Source organism: Streptomyces sp. NPDC033229 (genome assembly GCF_055576875.1).
Genome location: NZ_JBVIQR010000036.1, coordinates 1 through 13,667, shown reverse-complemented (window position 1 = coordinate 13,667; position 13,667 = coordinate 1). Strand labels below are relative to the sequence as shown.

The following is a 13,667-nucleotide window of genomic DNA, read 5'->3' as shown; positions in this document are numbered from 1 at the left end:
GGTGTGTGCCGTTGCGGTCTTGGCCGCGCTCGCGCGCCTGTGGGAGGGCACTGTGGGCGGGTGGGCGTACAGGATGTGGACACCGCCTTCACGGCGCTCGGGGCGGTCTTCTCAGGAGTGGCGGCTCTCGCGGCGGTCATGGTGGCGCGCTGGCAGACCACGTTCGGGCGCCGCCTCGCCCTGGAGTCGATGAGTACACAGGCCGCTGTGGAGCGGGGGCTGAGGCTGGAGGCGGAGCGGTGCGAGGCGTGGACGGCGTTCCTGCGCGCTTCGGACGCGTTCACCGACACGGTGTGGAGGCTAGAGGCGATGGACCCGCGGTCCCGGGCGGAAGAACTGCGCGCCAGGAGCCAGGCGCTGACGGAAGCCTGCTCAGGGCTTCGGGTCCTCGGGCCTGATGCCGTCGTCCTGCACGCGGAGGCGGTAGGGGAGCGGTGCGCGCGCATGGAACGGTATGCGGTCAGGCGAGCCGTGGTGAGGTCTGCGCTGAATGCTCTGCAGCGACGATGGTGCCCAGGGAACCCGGAGCGGTGCGAGGAGCGGTGCGAGGGCAGCGAAGCGCACAGTTGCGCCTGGCTGGCGCACGTGATGCTCGAAGGCTGGGGTGACCGGGACGAGGACGACCGCCCCGACGACCTCGACGAGCTGGAGTGCCTGATCCGGGAGAGCGGCGTCCTCGCGGGCGACGGCGCCCCGGCGGAGAGCGGCGTGCTGACCGAAGACGACCTGCGCCAGCTCCTGGCCGTCGCCAGCAACCCCGTCTCGTGGAAGCTCCTGTCCGCCGAGGACCGTTGGTTCCGCCCGCGCACCGGCTACGACGAGGGCCGCGGCGCGTTCGTCAGCTCGGTCCACGCCTTTCTGGTCGAAACCGGCGGGGCGACGACAGGAGCCTAGTGTCCGACGCTGTCGGGGGCCTTGCCTCGCCGTGGGGTCATGGCCGGTTGGGTCATGACGGGACGCCCGCCGGTACAGCCGCAAGCGCGAGACAGCCAAGCCCTTGCTGGAGAAGACCTCTGGGGTATGAGCCCAGCGAACCCGAGCTGCTCCACACGCGTCGGCACGGTCCCGGCTCGTCGGACCAACGGACTCACCGGCGGCCCGACAGCCTCCCGTCCCGGTAGGGCGCAGGGCCCGTGCCGCTGTGCGCCGGGTCGGCGAGCTGCGTCAGCGCGTGCACGGCAGCGTCCATGCGGTCCGGGGAGTCCATGCCCGCCACCCACCGCACCATCTGTTGCTCGAGTGTCGGCCACTGGCCGACGTGGTGGACGCGGCCCTGCTCGTACAGCTGGGCGATCGGCTCGGCTCTCAACCTCTTGCCCTGCTTCGCGACCACAGAGATCACCGCGGGCATCAGCACGCCCTCGGTGCGCTGCTCGCGCTGAAGCTCCTGCCACGCCTGCTGAACGACCTGCCGGGTCATGTCGCCGCCATAGTTCGACTCGATCACGATGGCATCCGCGCGCAGCTCGATCGCCAGCAGGCACGTTTCTCTGCCCCACGCGTCGGCACCGAGGTTGCCGCTACGGTCGTCCAGGACGTACAGGTGCCCGTCGCGGTCGCGCGCGGCGGCCACGATGCCCGTCTCGTCGCCCACCGCGGACTCGCCGCCGGCCGGGTCGACCGCCACCACGATGCGGGCCAGGTCGATGCCCCGCAGCTGGGCCGCGCTGACACGGTGGTCGGTGATCCACGGCCACTGCCACACGCCACCGTCCATCGGGCGGGGCTGCTGCATGTACAGCGACCACCACACCCGCTCGCCTACCGAGCGGCGGATCTCCTCCAGGTCCGCCGCGCCGTACCGCTCCGGCCACAGCGCACCACCGACCGGCCTGCCCAGGGCGTCGGCCTCGGACAGGGCGAGCGCGGGAAGGTCGATGTGCGTCCACCGCTCGCCCTCGTCGGCGAGGATGCGCCCGGCCAGGTCGTCCTCGTCCCACCGGGTCTGGATGAGGATCACCGACCCACCCGGCTCGATGCGGGTAAGCAGAACCGCCTGCCACCACTCCCACAACCGTTTGCGCATCGTGGGCGAGGACGCCTCGGCGGCGTCCTTAATCGGGTCATCAACGACGGCCAGGTGCGCGCCCTTACCAGTCAGGCCGCCGCCGACACCGGCCATGACCGCGCCACCCTCGGTGCCGACCAGGTCGAAACGATTCGCCGCGCTCGACCCCGGCCGCAGACCAATGCCCAACTGCGGGCCGTAGGTGATGATCGCGTCCCGGATCCACCGGCCGTGGTCGTCGGCCAGGTCCGACGAGTACGAGGCGATCATCACCCGGTGCTCCGGACGCCGCCGCAGGTACCACAGAGGCGCCCACCGGGCCGCACGCCTGCTCTTGCCGTGCCGGGGCGGCATGGTCAGCATCAGCCGCGTCGGCTGCCCGGCCGCCACCCGCTCGAACGCCGCGTCGATCAGATCCAGGTGAGCGGCCTGCATCTCCCGCCCCTCGGTGAGGACGGCCGCCATCGCCCCCGGGGAACGATCCATCGCCATCTCGCGCTCGATGGCAGCGAGACGGTCACGCAACTTGGGGCTGGAGGCGGCGGCGATCTCACGTCGGCGCTGTGCGGGAAGCGCCCGGTAGACCTGGAGGACCGCCGCCTCCTCAGGCTTCACCGGCCTCCGGCACGCGGCCGGCCAGGTTGATCAGCCGCTCCAGCTCATCCAGGTCCGTGGCCGACTGGACCTGAACGGCGCCACCGTCCGGGCCGGACACCTCGGTGCGCACCGGGCGGTTCAGGCCGAGGAGGTGACTGCTGCGCTCGATGATCCGCACGGCCCGGTCAACGGCCTGGTAGTCGCCCGAGCGGAGCGCCTGCCGGTACATAGGGAAGAACAGGCGCTCCAGCCGCTCGGCCATGAGCTGCCGCATCTCATCAACGCTGTCTTCGAGCTTGGTGGCGCGCTCGGCCAACGCCTTCGTGACGTCCTTGCACGCAAGCTCGATCAGGCGCTTGTCGGCGGGCGGTTCCTGCCCTGCCTTGTACAGCTCAACCCCGTACCCCTGCGGGTAGGCGATGCCGTCACTGTTGACCGAGGGGTCAGCGGCGAGCTTCCGGCCGATGGTCAGCCAGTCGACCCCGGCCAGACGCAGGTCGATCGCGTCGGCCCGGCGCTGGGTGATGGCGGCCCGACTGGCGCGGTTGGGGCGGCCCATGAACACGACTCCCGGACCCCGCGCCCCTCACCATGATCCCGCAGCCAAGATTCAAGCGCCGAAGGGACCTTCCCCCTTCACCCAATGGCCTGGCAACCGATCTCGGCGGTGCCGTCCACACCCTGTGGAACACGACGCAACCGTCACGGAGCACCGCTCTCGGCCCGTCGGGCCCGGGGGAGCCGCTTCACCAGGGCCGCGACGTTCGCTGCCGTAGCGTGAGCTGCGAGGACACCACCGGCCCGGCCGCGCCGTGTCCCGCTCTGCCCGTGCTTCCGTGCTCCGTGCCCACCCTGGGAGATCGTCGGTTTGACGTGAGGCGGAGCGTTTGAGGGGGCTGCACCCAGTGGGCGGGAGCAGCCCCCTCAATGCTGTTCAGGCGCGCTTGCTACATGATGGCTAGCTGCTCGTCACCCCCCTGGGCGGTGGGCCTGGTCGGCGGAGGTGGCGCGAGAGGAGCGCCGCGGTTCGCGCGTAGCCAGTGAGCGAACTGCCAGTTGCGGCACGTCCGGTAGCGCGTCGAGCCCCGCAGTGGAGCGTCCGGCGGGATGGAGTGCTCGCCCCACCCGAGGATGGGGTGAGCATTCGTCAGGCGGACGCCGAGCCCGCGCACCAGGGCGTCGCCCTCCCAGGTCTGGCCGGGCGTGTGCTCGAACGCCAAGTGTGCGTTGCGGTGCCAATCCCAGGGGATCGGCAGAGCGCACAGATACCAGGCCAAGGGTGGCCGCATCGCGTTCAGGAGCACCGTCTGGCGCCTGGCCGCATGGTTCACGCGCGGCCGGTCGCAGAACCCGAACGCCTTCAGGCAGTGCTGCGTCAGGTCCACCTGGCGCACCCCGGCCAGCCACATGATGCGGTACTCATCACGCGATTCAATTTCCACGCGGACCCTGTTCGGGTCCGCTTCAGATTGCATTCTCCTTACCCCTCCTTGAGTGCATTCCTTTCCTTGATCAATTCTATCAGAATTTCCACTATTCCCTTATGTTTGTTGTGTCTGTAGCCGTCGGGGTAAGGCATATTGAATTCGTGATCGAAAGCCTCCCGGTAATCATCGATCGGGAACACTCGCGGGCCCCGGCACCTGGCCTTGATGTTGGCCCGGTGGGTCTCGCTCAGCTCCACCTCCTCGAAGTACTGAAGCAGCAGCTCCCGCAGCGTCTCAGGCGTATGGAACCGGATCCGCTGCCACTTTCCCTTGATGAACCGCATGTCCACAGAGTGCTCATCCAGGAAGTGCAGACGCGTGGCACTCTTCGTCGTGGAGTGCTCCGAGTTCTCGTACTTCATTTCCACATTCAGATTGCGCGTACCGATACAGACCTGCCCATCGGCAGCACACAGGGCGTTCACGGTCAGCAGCACCCAACGCTGATAATCCAGCGATGTCGTGGCATTGATGACCGAGTCCAGCACCACGACGTCGTACAGGCCATTGCTGCGCAGGTCCTTCTCCAGTGCCCGGATCTGCCCGACGATCGTGCGAATGTCCAGGCTGTACTTCCCCTTGAGAGTCCGGTACGGCTCGTAATCGTGGATCCGGTAGCCCTTCTCCCGCAGATGCGTGGCGTAGTCGCCGTAGCCGGCCCCGAAGTCCACCACCCGGTGCGAGGTCGTCAGCCACGGCAGCACCAGCCCGTCCCACGTCTCCGACCGGTAGCGGACCTGACCCTCCCGGGCCTTCGACGTGTGCTTCCTGAGCCGGTTGGGCTGCACGATGTGCTGATTCCAGACCGGGGCCTTCTCCTCCAGGCCCGACCAGTCGTAGACGCCGTACTCGCCCGTCAGGTCCTGCACCAGCTGTCCCGCGTCGAAGCTCGCCACCGTCCAAGCGAGCACATCGAACCGCTGGGTCTTCGCGACGACCGCGTACTCGGCGTTCAGCACGATCCGGCCCTGGTCATCGATGACGACGCTGCCCCACGCCCCGTGCCCGGCGGTCATGAAAGAGATGGCCTGCTGGAAGGGGATGTTGCGCGAATCCGCCACCTCGATGGTCTGCCACGGGATCCAGCACCACTCGCCGATCGGGCCCGGCTCGGCGTAGACCACCGACGACTCCGTCTCAACCTTGTTGTGCAGGAGGTTGAACTGGATCTCGTCCTGAAGCCGCACCTTCTTCGGCAAGATCACCGCGGGCGTCGTCGTCTGCCCGATCGCCCGCAGCCCCTTCGTCCTCTGGTGACCGGCGACCAGCGTCCCGTCCTGGTTCAAGATGACCGGCTTCACCACGCCATGACGGCGCAGGGACGCCTTCAGGCGCACGAACGCCTCTTCCGACAGACGCCGCGGGTTGTAGTCCGCCGGGCGCAGATCGTCGAGGGGATAGTCCGGCTCGAACCATACACCAAGGCTCACGCCTCGACCGCCGCGCCCGCGCCGGCCTCGGCCTGGTGCTCGTCGTTCAGCACGTGCCAACCGAAGCCCATGTCCGAGTCGTGATCGGCGACGAACTTCTTGTACAGCGCGTCGAGGAGTTCCACCTCACCCTGCGTGATACGCACCCGCGTGGACGACCACTGGAGGTAGCCCCACTGGAGGTAGTCCACCGTGGCGGCCGCGCCCGTACCGGCACCATCGGTGGGCAGCTCGATCGGGGAGGGAAGCGACGTGTCGTCCAGCAGGGCATCCAGCTGTTCCTGGTCGTAGCCCGTGCCCTTCAGGTCGGGCAGGTCGCTGAGGATGTCCGCCAGGAGCTCGGTGTCATACCCGGCCAGGTCGCTGGTGCGGTTGTCGACGATGACAATCTTCGCGGCCGTGTCCTCGTCCACGTCCAGCCACGTCACCGCGATCTCGTCCCAGCCCAGAGCGCGGGCCGCCTTCGCCGTGTGGTTGCCGGCCAGGATTTCGTTCGGGCGGCCCGTCAGCGTTCCCCGGTTGACGACGATCGGCTTGTACTGGCCGTGGGTGGCCAGCGACTCGGTGATTGAGGCCAGGTCGCCGGTGCGCGGGTTGCGGTGATACGAGGCCAGGTCCGCGAGGGGGACGGCGAAACCCGCCAGGGACTCCGGGATACGAGGGGTCGGCGACGACATGTGCACTCCAGCCCCACGCCCATCACGAGCGTAAGCCCACGAGCGTCGGGCCGGGCTCTCCGCGACTTCCGAGAAGGTTGCTCGTCGTCCGTACCGTCTCGGCTACGCTGCCCCAGCATGAGAGTGAGGGGGGAAGCGGCGGCGCCTGACGCCGGTCCGTGCCTCTTGCTGCCTCCCCTGGCGGAGCTGCGCACATGCTTTGGGATGCCACTGGGCCCCTACTCGGGCCACGTTGACGATCCCGGCGCGCGGTGCACCTTCCGGGTCCCACAGGCAGCCTCCAGGGCCGCCCCCGGGGAGATGGAGCCCCGTCGCGTAAGCCTTCGCCTGCGACGCCTTCCCGAGATCACCAGGAGTGCACGGCTCGACGTGCTCGTGGTATCCCCCCCGATGGTCCACGGGGTTGACATCAGTCGCCTCGACGCGCTGGCTGAACTGGTCGAGAACTCCGCTGACTTCGAGCCGCGCCGCGTGGTGGTTCGTCAGTACTACAAGCCGCAGCTTCCCGAGCAGTTGCAGCAGCCCATCGTGGAACGGGCAGTTGTATCCCGTGTCCATGGGCTGACCGTAGAAGACGGTGCTCACCGGCTGACCGAGCTAATAGACCCGCTCCATCAGCTGACCATGCACCTGAATGCGCTGGGCAGCGGAAAGTCCCACGGCGCCATTGCGTTGCTGTTGGAGTCGTTCAACGTGCATCGGCGGCGACGGGACTGGAAGGACCGGTTCGTCGGTGCCGCACTGGGTCTCTCCCGTCACGAGCGACGCCATCTGCGCGCAATCTTGCTTGGCCTCGTTGAGCAAGTCGACCGAGCTATGCGTCAGCATCGCGATCGGCTGAACGCTCAGGAATGCCGAGCTCGCGTTCACCTGCGGACCGCCCTGCGAGGAGCGCCAACTCGAAATGCCCCGCCCCGGCAGCCGCAAGTGCGGTTGCTTCAGGCCGTGGCCGGAGGCCCGATAGCGCCGTCAACGGGTATCACTGTGTGAGGCAGATCAGTCCTCTCGTTCGCGCCCGGCCGGCGAACAGGAGTCACATCATGCTTGAGTACCTGCCGCACACCATCAAGTTGGCTGCTCTGGGCCTGTGCTGCGCCTTCGGCTTACCTGTATTGGTCATCGGCATTATGGCGGTGATCCGGGCGGATCGGCCCGACATCCCCGCTGTGATCCGTGCCTTCGCTGCGTGGTTTCCCTGGGGAGGTGGAGCTCGCCAGGGGCGCCGCAGCCGCTGAGCGTGGTCACTACCCCGGAGCCAGCTTCGACGCCTGCCCCGAAGCCCGGTGTGTCCTCAGCCAGCATGTCCGGCCTGGTCTTTAGGAATCGTAGTGGGTGACGCCATTCCCCGCGCCCTGGGAGGAAGTCGGGCAATGGCTTGGCGGTGATCATCACACGGGAGGGCTCGGTGATCACCGGCGGTCGGCGGGTCGGTAGGTGTGCGAAAAGGGGGCTAGGACGGTCATGGTGGCCTGGGACTCGATGGCCATCGGCTGGTTGTACAGCTGTTCGGTGAAGTGCCTGGCGCAGTCGTCGTGCGCGCGGCCGTGAGGGGTGGGGACGGGCGGGGTGTACCCGCAGTCCTCGGCGTTGGGCCGGTGCCCGGATCCTTCGGCCCGCGTGCGGACCCAGGTGTCGGCGTCGACCTGGATCGTCCAGCTCATGGTGAAGCGGACCTGCCCGTCGAGTTCGTCAGGGAGGTATTCGTCCCCGCCGGGGTAGCGCAGGCGGGCGTCGGTGGCGTCGAGCATCGGCATGTAGGCGACGGCGTCCGAGAGGTACCAGGGGAATTCTGGGACGCACCTGGAGGGGGCCATGCCGGCTGCTTCTGCCCAGGTATGGGGGTCCACTTCCCATCGGGTGTCGATGCGGACGATCACGTGCTGCTCCTCGCTCGGTGTGGGCGTGGGTGTGGGTGAGGCCAGGGGCGGCGCCTGTCGGCGCGGCTCCTGGCCTCGTGTTCTGTGCGGGCTCGCTGCGGGGGCGCGGTGCGGCCCGGTCAGGCCTGCATGCTGTTGAGAGCGGCTGTCTCGTCTCCGCGAAAGGTGAGCATGGCGGCGGCCATGACGTCTTCGGGCTTGAGCGGCTTGGCGTCGGCGGGGACGTCGATCTTGGTAGCGCCGCCCTTGATGTCGACGGTCAGCGGAAGGGTGTCCTTCATCTTGTCGTCGAGCTGCGCGAGGTCGAGGGTGAGAGCGGAGACCATGCCGTCGCGTATCGCGACGTCAACAGTGATGTCCTTGTCGGGCACGTCGTCTACGTCGTTGGACATGCGGTCCACGCGCCCACCGAGCTTGTCTGCCAGCGGCTTCAGCCCCTTGGTGATGTCCTGGGCGGTCTTCTTCGCGGGCAGGGTCACCTTCACGTGGTCGGCCCCGTTCGCCTTGCCCGCGTTCTTGAAGGAGGCGTTGCTGCCGAGGGCCTTCTCCAGGGCGCCGAGGACCTGCTTCTGCGTCTTCGCGTCCAGCTCGCCCCCGTCGCCCGGGCTCTCCTCGTACGCCTTCGGGTCGAGGGAGAACCATCCGCCCTTGAGAGCGCCCTTGACGCTGTCCAGGGAAGAGGGCAGGTTGTCGGCCTTGCGCGCCATCTGTTCGAGGCCCGCCATGCCGGAATCACCCGTCTGCTTGGCGTCTCGGCGGGTGAGGTGGGACAGGTCCTTCACGTCGCCGCGGGCGTAGAAGTTCTTGCCGACGGACCGCATCTCGAGCATCGGCTTCTGTCCGGTGCGGGACAGGGCGAACGAGGCGCTGCCGGAGTCGTCGTCCTTGCTGATGTCCTTGAGCGGCTTGTCGTAGCTCAGGGCGTAGGACAGGCGAAGGTCTGCGAGCGTGTCGGCGTCGGCGCGCTCGAAGTCCTCCTGGGCGCGCATGGCGGAGTAGATCTGTTCGGCGTTGCCGTCGAAGTGCAGCTCCGCCGACATGGCGTGCTGCTGGCCGAGCTTGGCGAACGCCTTCTTGACCGTGGCGGACGGGCTGGCGCTGTCGTTCGTGAAGGGCAGGCAGGCGGTGGAGGAGGCGATAGTGGCGATGCAGGCGAGGGCGGCCAGGGTGTTGCGGTTGCTGTTCATGGCGTGTCCTTGGGTGGGTGCTTGGTGAGCCGGGGCGTGCCTAGGGCTCCCGTGGCCACGGCGGCGGTGTGCGCGGGCTGCGGGAGTGGGGGAGAGGCGGGTGTTGCTAGGCGGCTTCTGCCGTCGGCAGGCCGACGAAGCGGGCCCACACCTCGGATTCGCCGTTGGTCTTGGCCCTGTTCTTGCGGGCCTTGGCCTCGAAGGCGCCGGCTGGCCGGAAGGCGACGAGCTTGCCGGTGCGGATGCGGTGGGCTTGGTTGCTGGCCAGGGAGAGCTTCGCGTGCTGCTGGACGAGGGCCCATTCGCCGCGCCTGTCACGGAGTGTCTGTGCGGTGTCGAAGAGCGCCATTGCGAGGCGGAGGTCGTCAGGCAGGGGGCCGAAGACGGGTTGCATCAGTGCTCAGGCTTTCGTGTCAGGGGTGATGGCGCCCTGCATCACCTCGGCGATGTCCCGGATCTCGGCGGCGGTGTGCCAGGGGCCGTCGGCGAGGTCTTCGCATAGGAGGTTCGCCAGGTGGGCGATGGCGGAGAAGGCGAGGAGTGTGCTGCCCGGCTCCGCGATGCCGTCCGGCATGGTTGCCGCGGTGGTGGTGCGTCGGCAGGGCAGTCGGTAGGCGGTGTGCCGGGCGAGGGGGGTCACGAGTCCTTCTCCGGGGCTAGCGGTGGTTGCAGCGGCAGGTGTTGGTGAGGGTGTTGAACCGCGAGTCGCAGCTGTGGCACCAGTCAGGTGGTGGACTGGGGCGTTCGGTGCTGGTGGGCGGCCGGGTGTCAGTCATCGGGGGCCTTTCGTTCAGAGTGTGTCGGGTAGTTGGGCCCTGGGGCCGTTGGGTGCGAGCGTCGCGATGATCAGTGCGAGGTCGCGCGGCCGCCATAGGGCCGCTTCCAGTCCGCAGGCGGCCAGGTGGCGCAGCCATTCGGCTTGGGCTGGGCGTATGCGCCCGACGTCGCTCTTGAGTTCCACGAACAAGATGCGCTGCGCTTTGGGGTGGCCGTAGACCTCGTCGGGCCACCCGGCGTCGCTGCGCCGGGAGTTGTGCGTGTGGTAGGCGAGCGTCCACCCGCGCATGGCGGCGAGCTGGCGCACATGGCGGCGGAACTGCTCTTCGCTCACGTCCTTGTTCGCGGTCATGACGGCCGGTCCTTGCGGCGCGGTGCGATGGCCTCGGCCAAGGCGGCGCGGTGTTCGGCCGCGCGCGGGTCCGGGACGGACGGGGTGGGGAGCTTGCGTACCGGGGGCAGCGGTCGGTGCCGCTGTTCCTGGAGGAGTTCGGCCAGCGGTCTGGGTGCGAGTTCCGCCAGGAGGTCCTGCAGGGGGCGCCCGTACTGCTCCTGGATCAGTGCCTCGTGGAGCCGGACGCGGGTGTCGGTGGTGCTTGGCATCTGTCTCTCCATGGGAGGGCCGGAACCCCGCGTGGGGGTGCGGGGTTCCGGCCGGAGGGGTGGCCCGTATCGGACGGGCCGGTCCGGGCGGGCTGGGCGCGGGGGTCTCGCTGCCCGTCCGGAGGTCGGTTGGTTGTCAGGGCCGTGCCGTAGCCGGTGACGAAGAAGAAACTAGCACGGCGTTAGATGAACACCTATTTAGGGTCCTGGTGCGATCACATCGACAGCTTCAGGCGCGAGCGGAGCGCGGGGTGCCCGCTGCTGGTAGCGGCCTGTTCCGGCTTAGCGGCCTGTTCCGGCTTGGCGGCCTGCTCCGGCTTGGGGGCGGGACGGTGCAGCTCGTACCAGAGGTTGGAGTGCACGCTGATGCGGTAGTGGTCGCGCCATTCGAGGAGTCGGGCGCTGGGGTGAGTGGCCAGGGCTGCCCAAGCGTGGGAGGCGTCGGCGCGGGTGCTGGCGAAGTTGCTGTCGAGGCTGCGCTTGAAGCAGTCGGTGTACTCGGCCTTGATCGCGGCGATCTGGCGTGTGGCGTTGCGGGCAATGGTGCGCATGGGATGCCTTTCTCGGCTGTCAGCAGTGTCAGAGCGTGGGGGGCTTGGGGGCGGGCGGGCAGGCGCAGGACGGCCAGGGCGCCTTGTCGCATCCGCTGCACGGCGGCAGGTAGCGGCTGGCTGCCTCGCCTGGCGTCATGACCTCGCCGTCGTGGGTCTTGAAGACCATCCGACCCCCAAGGGAGGGGTCGTAGGCGTATTCGCCGGGGGCGCCGACGGCCTTCAGGAGTTCGGGAAGGGAGGCGGCGGTCAGTCGGATGAACACGAGAAAGCCTTTCTTTGGGTGCCCTGGTGGGGCGGGTCAGGGGTGGTCGGGGTCGGCGCCGTCGAGGTGGGCGAACACGCCGGGGCTGCCGCGCCACTCCAAGCCGAGGTCGTAGCCGGCCGTACCGACGACGACCCCGGCGTTCTCACCCCGGTAGATGTGGACAAGCGGGGTGAGTGCCGCGAGCAGGACGACGGCGAGCATCGTGAGGACCAGAGGGCGGCGGAGCCGGGAGGGGGAGTGCATCTGTGCTCTTTCGGTGAGTGCGGCGGGGCTCGGGCCCCGCCGCATGGGGGGTCAGTGGGCGGTCGTGTTCCTGGGGCTGAGGCGCAGCAGGTAGTCCAGGCCCCGGCCCCATTCGGCGGAGACCGCCTCGTCGAAGAGGTAGCTGCTACCGCCGCCGGTGAGGTCTGTCGCGCGCCACTGGTCCTGCGCGCCGCCGACGGGGCGCTCGAAGGACTGGAAAGTGTCGTCTGCCACGCGGATGATCAGGCGGACCTTGCGGTCGCTGGTCAGGGTGAAGGAGGAGCCGATGCCGGTGTCGAGTGCTGCGCGGGTCAGGCTGTCACCAGCCGACAGGCGGTCTGCGTGTGTCATCAGGTCATCACCTATTCGAGGTCAGGCGAGAATCCCGTGCCCATCGCACGTCTCGCAGTCTTCGTTCGGGAAGGTCTGGCAGGGAGGGCAGGGCGTAACGGTCCCGCGGCCGAGGCATTCATCGCAATCGCGCTCGCGCAGGTAGGGGCCGTCGCAGTAGGAGACGCGCCCCTCGCCGGAGCACTCCTCGCAATCCGGGGCGTCGAAGCCGAGGATGCTGCGGGCTTCCTGGATGGACCAACCGGCAATCGCGGGCATTGCGTTTCCTTCGCGTCTTCAGGTCGGGCCCTCGCCCTCCCCCATTAGGTATATTCTACTATCTTTCGTGGGGGTGTCCACTGGGGTGAAGTGGCGTCCGTCACGCGGGGGTTGTGGGTGGGTTCCCTGCGCCGTCTTCCTGTCGCAGCTCCCTGCGGGGCCATCTCGCGCCTTGGTCTTCTCCAGGGGCCGGGGCGCCCAGGTGTGCCAGCCTGCGGTCGGCGCCACCTCATGCGGGCTCCCGCTCGCGTCGGCATCCGCGCGGGGCGGGCGTGCCACTCACGGCGCTTCGCGATGCCGCTTCGCCGCCCACCTGGCCCCGTCCCTCCCGTCGCAGACACGCGTCCAGCCGCACGAGCAGAAGGCCCACGACCCATGGTCGCCCACCAATCCGGCTCGCCGGCCCGGTCGGTTCAGCCCAGCCGAGCTCTGAAGCTGCTGGCATCGGCCGTCGCTGGGGTGAACCCAACCCCGTGGCAGCGTGGTCCACGTGCGGTGCAGTGCCTCTGGGCGGCCGAAGGTCCGCATCGCGGTGTCCGCGACGGCTGCGACATCCTCAGCCAGCCAGCTTCTGTCGAACGTCACCACCAGCGCGCCGCTCGGCTCAGGAGGGCTGGCCTCGCTGTAGACGACCATGCGATGACCGTGAAGCTCCACCTCGACGCCCGGCGCTTTCACGGTGATCACGTCATGCCGGTCCGGCTCCGGCCAGCGGTCCGCCCGCATCCGCATCGCCACCATGACGTCGCGGGCCCGGAATCCCTGGCCGACGCTGGAAGAGGGTGCACGGTTGATGATCTCGGATATGACCGGGCCGCTGTCGGCGGTCGCCCGACCCACGAGCGTGAGCCATGCGCAGGTCGGCTCGTCGTCGATGCGAACGGCGCACCGCAAGCCCTGGTCGAGCCGCCTTGCATGAAGGAGGGCGCGGCCGATGCGGCGCTGCGCACGGGCGCTGATCCGTTCCTCGAGCAGCAGGCGGTGCAGATCGGTGAACACCTCGTGGGCACAGTTGCCGGTGACGGATGCAGGGATCGTCATGGGTGAAGACCTTCAGGAGAGGGCGGGGGTCTGGTGGGTCTGCGATTCGACGCCGGTGTTGGGTGGGGGCTCGGCGCTGCCGGCTGCTTGGGCGAGGTGGGCCTGCCATCGGGAGCGGGCGCCGGGCGGTTCCGCTCCGAATTCGGCGGCCTCTGCGTCTTCGTAGAGCCAGTCGTGGAGCATGTCCCGCCATGGCATCCAATGCCCTTCCAGGTCATAGGCACTGTTTCTCGGATCTCCTGACGTAGGTGGGGTGTTGGCGTCAGGCTGGTGGTATGGGCCGTGGGGATTTAACGAATGCAGAGTGGGATC

The 13,667-nt window shown here is 68.6% G+C and carries 21 protein-coding genes; 3 read left to right on the top strand and 18 right to left on the bottom strand.

All coding sequences use genetic code 11. The features are described 5' to 3' along the window. Positions 1-60: 60 nt before the first annotated feature. On the top strand, positions 61-894 hold the full coding sequence (locus tag ACZ53N_RS27230; protein WP_469143440.1) for a hypothetical protein: 834 nt from the start codon (positions 61-63) through the stop codon (positions 892-894). Between the two features lie 193 nt (positions 895-1,087). On the opposite strand, the gene ACZ53N_RS27225 is transcribed toward ACZ53N_RS27230, so the two are convergent. From ACZ53N_RS27225 to ACZ53N_RS27205, 5 genes are all read right to left on the bottom strand, one after another. Further along, positions 1,088-2,623 carry a terminase large subunit domain-containing protein gene (locus tag ACZ53N_RS27225; protein ID WP_469143439.1) on the bottom strand — a complete coding sequence of 512 codons (1,536 nt, stop codon included), beginning with the start codon at positions 2,621-2,623 and terminating at the stop codon, positions 1,088-1,090. Next, positions 2,613-3,164: a hypothetical protein gene (locus tag ACZ53N_RS27220; RefSeq protein ID WP_469143438.1), complete on the bottom strand. Its 552-nt coding sequence runs from the start codon at positions 3,162-3,164 to the stop codon at positions 2,613-2,615. The genes ACZ53N_RS27225 and ACZ53N_RS27220 overlap by 11 nt, the downstream gene beginning before the upstream one ends. Positions 3,165-3,552: 388 nt before the next feature. Then, complete coding sequence (locus ACZ53N_RS27215; RefSeq protein ID WP_469143437.1) at positions 3,553-4,080, bottom strand: hypothetical protein; 528 nt, start codon at positions 4,078-4,080, stop codon at positions 3,553-3,555. Between the two features lie 5 nt (positions 4,081-4,085). Further along, the gene (locus ACZ53N_RS27210) at positions 4,086-5,522 is read right to left on the bottom strand and encodes a methyltransferase domain-containing protein (protein ID WP_469143436.1); all 1,437 of its coding nucleotides are present in this window, start codon (positions 5,520-5,522) and stop codon (positions 4,086-4,088) included. Continuing rightward, positions 5,519-6,199 carry a ParB N-terminal domain-containing protein gene (locus ACZ53N_RS27205; protein WP_469143435.1) on the bottom strand — a complete coding sequence of 227 codons (681 nt, stop codon included), beginning with the start codon at positions 6,197-6,199 and terminating at the stop codon, positions 5,519-5,521. The genes ACZ53N_RS27210 and ACZ53N_RS27205 overlap by 4 nt, the downstream gene beginning before the upstream one ends. Positions 6,200-6,568: 369 nt before the next feature. On the opposite strand from ACZ53N_RS27205, the gene ACZ53N_RS27200 reads away from it, so the two are divergent. Both ACZ53N_RS27200 and ACZ53N_RS27195 read left to right on the top strand, forming a co-directional pair. Then, positions 6,569-7,189, top strand: a complete 621-nt coding sequence (locus tag ACZ53N_RS27200) for a hypothetical protein (protein WP_469143434.1) — start codon at positions 6,569-6,571, stop codon at positions 7,187-7,189. A 50-nt stretch (positions 7,190-7,239) separates the two neighbouring features. Then, on the top strand, positions 7,240-7,434 hold the full coding sequence (locus ACZ53N_RS27195; protein WP_469143433.1) for a hypothetical protein: 195 nt from the start codon (positions 7,240-7,242) through the stop codon (positions 7,432-7,434). 174 nt (positions 7,435-7,608) lie between these two features. Here the strand turns inward: ACZ53N_RS27195 and ACZ53N_RS27190 are convergent, their stop codons facing one another. The 13 genes from ACZ53N_RS27190 to ACZ53N_RS27130 all read right to left on the bottom strand — a co-directional run bounded on the left by ACZ53N_RS27190 (position 7,609) and on the right by ACZ53N_RS27130 (position 13,553). Then, positions 7,609-8,076 carry a hypothetical protein gene (locus tag ACZ53N_RS27190; protein WP_469143432.1) on the bottom strand — a complete coding sequence of 156 codons (468 nt, stop codon included), beginning with the start codon at positions 8,074-8,076 and terminating at the stop codon, positions 7,609-7,611. Positions 8,077-8,195: 119 nt separating this feature from the next. Next, positions 8,196-9,263 carry a hypothetical protein gene (locus ACZ53N_RS27185; RefSeq protein WP_469143431.1) on the bottom strand — a complete coding sequence of 356 codons (1,068 nt, stop codon included), beginning with the start codon at positions 9,261-9,263 and terminating at the stop codon, positions 8,196-8,198. Between the two features lie 106 nt (positions 9,264-9,369). Next, positions 9,370-9,657, bottom strand: coding sequence for a ubiquitin family protein (locus ACZ53N_RS27180; RefSeq protein WP_469143430.1), 288 nt, complete (start codon positions 9,655-9,657; stop codon positions 9,370-9,372). Positions 9,658-9,663: 6 nt separating this feature from the next. After that, complete coding sequence (locus ACZ53N_RS27175; RefSeq protein ID WP_469143429.1) at positions 9,664-9,903, bottom strand: hypothetical protein; 240 nt, start codon at positions 9,901-9,903, stop codon at positions 9,664-9,666. 150 nt (positions 9,904-10,053) lie between these two features. Continuing rightward, positions 10,054-10,392 carry a VRR-NUC domain-containing protein gene (locus ACZ53N_RS27170; RefSeq protein ID WP_469143428.1) on the bottom strand — a complete coding sequence of 113 codons (339 nt, stop codon included), beginning with the start codon at positions 10,390-10,392 and terminating at the stop codon, positions 10,054-10,056. After that, positions 10,389-10,643, bottom strand: a complete 255-nt coding sequence (locus ACZ53N_RS27165) for a hypothetical protein (RefSeq protein ID WP_469143427.1) — start codon at positions 10,641-10,643, stop codon at positions 10,389-10,391. Before ACZ53N_RS27165 ends, ACZ53N_RS27170 begins: the two co-directional genes overlap by 4 nt. 215 nt (positions 10,644-10,858) lie before the next feature. Further along, positions 10,859-11,194, bottom strand: coding sequence for a hypothetical protein (locus tag ACZ53N_RS27160; RefSeq protein ID WP_469143426.1), 336 nt, complete (start codon positions 11,192-11,194; stop codon positions 10,859-10,861). Between the two features lie 28 nt (positions 11,195-11,222). Beyond that, positions 11,223-11,459, bottom strand: a complete 237-nt coding sequence (locus ACZ53N_RS27155) for a hypothetical protein (protein WP_469143425.1) — start codon at positions 11,457-11,459, stop codon at positions 11,223-11,225. A 36-nt stretch (positions 11,460-11,495) separates the two neighbouring features. Continuing rightward, positions 11,496-11,705 carry a hypothetical protein gene (locus tag ACZ53N_RS27150; RefSeq protein WP_469143424.1) on the bottom strand — a complete coding sequence of 70 codons (210 nt, stop codon included), beginning with the start codon at positions 11,703-11,705 and terminating at the stop codon, positions 11,496-11,498. A 51-nt stretch (positions 11,706-11,756) separates the two neighbouring features. Continuing rightward, entirely contained in the window at positions 11,757-12,056 is a 300-nt protein-coding gene (locus tag ACZ53N_RS27145; RefSeq protein WP_469143423.1) for a hypothetical protein, read from the bottom strand. A gap of 21 nt (positions 12,057-12,077) precedes the next feature. After that, complete coding sequence (locus ACZ53N_RS27140; protein ID WP_469143422.1) at positions 12,078-12,314, bottom strand: hypothetical protein; 237 nt, start codon at positions 12,312-12,314, stop codon at positions 12,078-12,080. 279 nt (positions 12,315-12,593) lie between these two features. Then, positions 12,594-13,355: a hypothetical protein gene (locus tag ACZ53N_RS27135; RefSeq protein ID WP_469143421.1), complete on the bottom strand. Its 762-nt coding sequence runs from the start codon at positions 13,353-13,355 to the stop codon at positions 12,594-12,596. A gap of 12 nt (positions 13,356-13,367) precedes the next feature. Next, complete coding sequence (locus ACZ53N_RS27130) at positions 13,368-13,553, bottom strand: hypothetical protein (RefSeq protein ID WP_469143420.1); 186 nt, start codon at positions 13,551-13,553, stop codon at positions 13,368-13,370. Positions 13,554-13,667 lie beyond the last annotated feature (114 nt).

Coding starts and splice junctions, on each gene's coding strand:
- ACZ53N_RS27220 (WP_469143438.1), bottom strand. CDS start 3,164: ATGGGCCGCCCCAACCGCGCCAGTCGGGCCGCCATCACCCAGCGCCGG.
- ACZ53N_RS27215 (WP_469143437.1), bottom strand. CDS start 4,080: ATGCAATCTGAAGCGGACCCGAACAGGGTCCGCGTGGAAATTGAATCG.
- ACZ53N_RS27205 (WP_469143435.1), bottom strand. CDS start 6,199: ATGTCGTCGCCGACCCCTCGTATCCCGGAGTCCCTGGCGGGTTTCGCC.
- ACZ53N_RS27195 (WP_469143433.1), top strand. CDS start 7,240: ATGCTTGAGTACCTGCCGCACACCATCAAGTTGGCTGCTCTGGGCCTG.
- ACZ53N_RS27185 (WP_469143431.1), bottom strand. CDS start 9,263: ATGAACAGCAACCGCAACACCCTGGCCGCCCTCGCCTGCATCGCCACT.
- ACZ53N_RS27180 (WP_469143430.1), bottom strand. CDS start 9,657: ATGCAACCCGTCTTCGGCCCCCTGCCTGACGACCTCCGCCTCGCAATG.
- ACZ53N_RS27170 (WP_469143428.1), bottom strand. CDS start 10,392: ATGACCGCGAACAAGGACGTGAGCGAAGAGCAGTTCCGCCGCCATGTG.
- ACZ53N_RS27165 (WP_469143427.1), bottom strand. CDS start 10,643: ATGCCAAGCACCACCGACACCCGCGTCCGGCTCCACGAGGCACTGATC.
- ACZ53N_RS27160 (WP_469143426.1), bottom strand. CDS start 11,194: ATGCGCACCATTGCCCGCAACGCCACACGCCAGATCGCCGCGATCAAG.
- ACZ53N_RS27150 (WP_469143424.1), bottom strand. CDS start 11,705: ATGCACTCCCCCTCCCGGCTCCGCCGCCCTCTGGTCCTCACGATGCTC.
- ACZ53N_RS27145 (WP_469143423.1), bottom strand. CDS start 12,056: ATGACACACGCAGACCGCCTGTCGGCTGGTGACAGCCTGACCCGCGCA.
- ACZ53N_RS27140 (WP_469143422.1), bottom strand. CDS start 12,314: ATGCCCGCGATTGCCGGTTGGTCCATCCAGGAAGCCCGCAGCATCCTC.
- ACZ53N_RS27135 (WP_469143421.1), bottom strand. CDS start 13,355: ATGACGATCCCTGCATCCGTCACCGGCAACTGTGCCCACGAGGTGTTC.
- ACZ53N_RS27130 (WP_469143420.1), bottom strand. CDS start 13,553: ATGCCATGGCGGGACATGCTCCACGACTGGCTCTACGAAGACGCAGAG.